4 protein-coding genes are annotated in these 4,520 nt (G+C 65.6%); 1 reads left to right on the forward strand and 3 read right to left on the reverse strand.

The window, feature by feature from the left end; translation table 11 throughout:
- Positions 1-373: 373 nt before the first annotated feature.
- Together ADY01_RS33200 and ADY01_RS33205 are read right to left on the reverse strand one after the other, a co-directional pair.
- Positions 374-760 (reverse strand): hypothetical protein, encoded by a 387-nt coding sequence (locus ADY01_RS33200; protein WP_234320511.1) that lies wholly within the window; start codon positions 758-760, stop codon positions 374-376.
- Between the two features lie 11 nt (positions 761-771).
- A complete protein-coding gene (locus tag ADY01_RS33205; RefSeq protein ID WP_234320512.1) occupies positions 772-2,616 on the reverse strand; it encodes a hypothetical protein in 1,845 nt (614 codons plus the stop codon).
- A gap of 524 nt (positions 2,617-3,140) precedes the next feature.
- Between ADY01_RS33205 and ADY01_RS33210 the strand changes: the two genes are divergently transcribed.
- On the forward strand, positions 3,141-4,166 hold the full coding sequence (locus tag ADY01_RS33210; RefSeq protein ID WP_234320513.1) for an ABC-three component system protein: 1,026 nt from the start codon (positions 3,141-3,143) through the stop codon (positions 4,164-4,166).
- Here ADY01_RS33210 and ADY01_RS37685 read toward each other — a convergent pair.
- The coding region (locus ADY01_RS37685) for an IS630 family transposase (RefSeq protein WP_049576637.1) at positions 4,125-4,520 on the reverse strand (396 nt) is incomplete at its 5' end. The genes ADY01_RS33210 and ADY01_RS37685 overlap by 42 nt on opposite strands.

The following is a 4,520-nucleotide window of genomic DNA, read 5'->3' on the forward strand; positions in this document are numbered from 1 at the left end:
CTGGGGTACGGCTTCCGCTGACTCACGCCGTAGCGTTGGCGCGAGCAGGCCGGAATCCGGTGTTCCGCTGATCATCAGGAGGTTCTGCCGCATCTTCAAACCAGATGGACTTCCAGCGGTAGAAGCGAGCGAAACGGATGGCAGCCTCCGAGCGGCAGGAGGATGCGAAACCCGCGTGCCGCTCGAATCACCGCAAAGCAGGTCAGCGACGAAATGCACTTTTCCGAACAAGCCTAAGTAAACGCCCTCTCAGTCCACAGAGCTGACACTGGGACTGTTGCCGCAGTTCGGCTGGGAGCCGTTGGGTCCGCTCGGCAGCTGGAGTCTCCGGACCCGCTGAAGAAAAAACGGCCCGACATTGGCGAGTGGCCGCTCACCCCAACAGTGCGTCGACAGCCGTCTTCAGCGCCTCCGCGACGGTCGTGACGGCGGTGACGGGGCCGATGACGTGGTTCAGCATCTCCAGAATCTCGGTGAGCCGGCGGGCGTCAGGTGCCGGGCTGCGAAGCTCGTCGTCGATGCGCGAGACCGCGAGGCGGCAGCCGTCAATGCTGGTCACCTCAGCGGCGTGGGCGTCCAGCGCGATGGTCAGCTCGGCGAGTTTGGCCTGTGCTGCCAGCAGCCGCGGATCGTCGCCTTGTCCTCCGGAGATGTGGATGTTGTGCATGTCGCCACGGACCCTGCCGGTGTTGACCTGGTTGCCGGCGCCCGTGATGTGAATGCCGCCGCTTCCGCGGTCCTGTCCTCTGCTGATAGGCATGGTGGTCCTCTCTACTGAGGCTCTGCCGGGGCACCGCCTTGTTGGTTCATGCCTCCGCCCAATGAGCCGGTGTTGACCTGGTTGTTATCGCCGGAGATGAAGTTCTGGGTGAAGCTCACGACCTGCCTGCGGAACTCGGCCGTCTCGTACCCGTGGTCGGCCAAAAAGTCGGTGACGGTCTGGAACATGCGACTTTGGAGGATCGAGACATACCGCTGGACGTCCTCGGTCTGATGCATGTCCTCGGTCTCCTCAAGGCCGCAGTGTTCTCGCAGGCTGATCGGGAGCCCGTCGTCCTTCTGCGGGGACATGGCTGCGGCCAGGGCCACAGGGGCCAGCAGTCTCAGGCCGCGGCCCAGGTAGCCGTACAGCCGGACGGCGAGCGCGATGGTGTCGCCGCAGGCATGCAGCGGTGCCTTGGCGATCTCCGTCACCAACCGTTGCCCCGCTGCGGGTTGCAGGTTCGCCCAGGGACTCAGAGGCGCCAGGATGTGGGGCCGAGTGACGAAGTGGAGGGTGTTGCCCTCCAGTGCGGCGTGCGCGAACACCGTGACGACGATCTGCCCGTCCCAGCTGACGACCTGGGCAGCGAGGTACCGGCGTGAGAAGTGCCCCGTGGGCGGCTGCCGAGCCTCGGTCAGCATCTCTGTGATCTCCGGCCATGTGTCGACGGCCCGGTACGGCAGCCCGCTCCACCGGTTCTGGGGAACGGCGAGAAACTCGGCCACGTCGCAGTTCGGCAGAGTATGGGTTCGGACCAGCTTGCCCTTCAGGTACTCCAACTCCTGCCGCACTGCATCGAGCAGTTCGTCCGCCTCGAACTTCCGAACCTCGTTGGAGAGCGGGTCGTCGGCTTCGGTTGCCGTCCATTCGTTCCCATTCTCCTCACCGTCGGCGCCCGCCGGTGCAAGCTGGACTCGGGTAGCGCCCCTGCGCCAGGCATCGACGCCGCCCCCAACGAAGTGGTCGGTCCGCCGCTCAGCGCGGTAGGCGATCGTCTGCCACATCTCGGTGACCGCACACTCCCGGACCCTCCTCGCGGTGAACGGTGCCAGGCGTGGCGAACACCCCATCCCCTCACACCCAGGCCGCAGGGATCGCAGGCGGGCCAAGGCCGCCCAGCGGTCGAGCAGCCCCACCACCGTGGCCGCGACCAGCAGTTCCAGTGCCAGGCGAGACCCGTCCCGCATGGCTTCGACGATCAACGGTAGGTGCGGGCGGACAGCCGTCCACAGCCCGAGGACCGCGGCCACGAGAAGCACCGTGGACACGACGGAACTGAACGCCCAACGCAGGACCGCCCGCCCGCGAGGTCCCCATGTGAACTGGAAGAGCAGCGCCGCGACGATGACCGCCGTCAACCCCCACGGACGCAGCACGCTCAGACCTACAAATGCGGACACCAGTGCCGCGGCCCGCAGACGCCACCGACGTCGGGCCGCCGCACTGTGGACGAGAACGGGGATCAAGGAGAACCCGAACGAGGGAACGGGGCGTTTCTGTGCGCAAAGCACGTTGTCCAGCACCCACCGGGCCAGGTTGTCGCCCGTGTTCGGGTCCAGGGTTCGGATGAGTCGCGGCTCCCGGCCCTGCAGCCGGTCTCCCCATCGGCCCAGCCAGTCGCGCGCCTGGCCGATGCGGTCGACTCGCGCATGCACGGCTCCCGCCATGCGCCGCGTCACGAGGTTCCCCGCGGATACCTGATCCCGTTCCGCGCAGCGGGCCCGCGGCGATCCGCTCGCTGTCGCCGACTGCGGCGCGTCGAACTGGCCGTCCTCCGGAACCTCAGGAACCGTCGGCCGGTCCGACGGCACATCGCGATCGCGCGTGGTGACGCGCCAAGGCACCAACGTCATCCCCCACCTCCCCCATGGACACAGAGGGAACGCTGCCCCCGAAGCTCCCATCCTCAGGGCGCATCCGACAGCACACCAGAGTGCAAATCTGGATGAATCGGTTCTGATGAATACAGAGAGGGTGAAGCATCGTACATCTTTACCCACGAATTGGCGTGCGAAGGCTAGAATGGAATGTCCCTCAGCCCCTTGGCATGATCCACACCCGCCTGCGGCCGAGGCGCAACGGGTTTTATGTGGGCCGGGGGCTGCGGGAGGCAACCTGGGCGCCGTCGCCCACCGCCCACCGCTGTCGCACCCATCTGCCACGCTGCCGAAGACGTAGCGCCCCGGGGCCCAAGACTCCGGCTTGGCTTCACTTCTTTCGGCTGTGGTCTTTTGGTGAACAACGCGACGGTGATACTTCTAATGGGTCCTTTGCGGGAAGTGGCGGCGGAACTCAGGGGGAGAAGTTGGATCCGAGCCAGGCAACCCAGAGAGGACTCGAGTCGGCAGGCCCAGCGTCGCTCATCCTCAACTACCCGATGAGCATGCAGTTTCCAGCTATGCCGTCACCTGAGCAGATCGTTTTCTCCTACAGCCCTGACGAGTTCGAGAGGTTCGTCGAGGAGTGGGTTCCCGCGCTGGACAGCATGTACATGCGGGTGGAACGCCAGGGAGGCGCGGGCGACCACGGCATCGACGTAGCCGCACTCCTCACGCCCGAGGGCCTGGAGGGCCCCTGGCACAATTACCAGTGCAAGCGTTACAAGGGAACGCTGGCTTGGAGCACCGCCGCGTCTGAGATCCGGAAGATGTTCGCGGGCGTGGTCACCGGCCACTTCGTCGTGCCGGAGCGTTACACGTTCGTCGCCCCGTCGATCGGCCCCAGTCTGCGGCAGGCCTTGCTGAGTCCGGTCGGTACCCGCGAGGTCTTCGTGAAGGCACTGCGCGACACCACGGACAAGGTCATCACCGATCTGCCCTCGCCGTTGAGGTGCGAGGTCGAGGAACTGGCGGCGAGCACGTCGTTCGAGATGTTCCAGACGGTCGACATGAAGCAGATGCTCGAGCAGCACAAGACCACTGCGTTCTGGGTGACGCGCTTCCCGCCGGAGAATCGGACCCGCCCGGCGGCCATGGAACCGCCGGAGCAGCCAGAGCCTCGCGAGGCCCGGTACGTGCAGCAGCTCATCGAGGTCTATGTCGAGCACTGGCGCGACGGCGCCGACACAGTCGACCGGGTCGCGCAGCATCCCACGGCCGGCCCTCATCTACGCCATCAGCGTGAAGCGTTCTTCAGCGCCGAGTCCCTGCGCCGATTCGGGGAGGAGGCTTACCCCGCGGGTCATTTCGAGGCCATCGCCAAGGACATATACGACGCCGTCGTCCACGTGGCGATGGACGACCACCCCACGGGGTGGAAGCGGCTGCAAGCCGTGACATCGCAGGCGATCAGCGCCGGGTTGACGCCGACGGTTCTAGCCCAGCACGTGAGGCCTCTGGACCGTACGGGGGTATGTCATCACCTAGTGTCCTGCGCCGGAAATTCTGGCGATATATTCAGCTAAGGAGTTGAGGATTTCGTCGGCGGTCTTGGTCCACGTGAACGGTTTGGGGTCCTTGTTCCAGGTCCGGACCCAGTTGCGGATGTCGGCTTCGAGGGCCTGCACGGACGTGTGGCTGCCGCGGCGGATGAGGTTGTCGGTCAGGTGTCCGAACCACCGCTCGACCTGGTTGATCCAGCTGGAGCCGGTGGGCGTGAAATGGGTGTGGAAACGGGGATGCCGAGCGAGCCATGCCTTGACCGCGGGCGTCTTGTGGGTGGCGTAGTTGTCACAGATCAGATGGACGTCGAGTTCGGCCGGTACGGCTTTGTCTATCTTCACCAGGAACTTCTTGAACTCCACGGCCCGGTGACGGCG

This window comes from Streptomyces sp. SBT349 (genome assembly GCF_001083795.1).
Classification (GTDB): Bacteria; Actinomycetota; Actinomycetes; order Streptomycetales; family Streptomycetaceae; genus Streptomyces.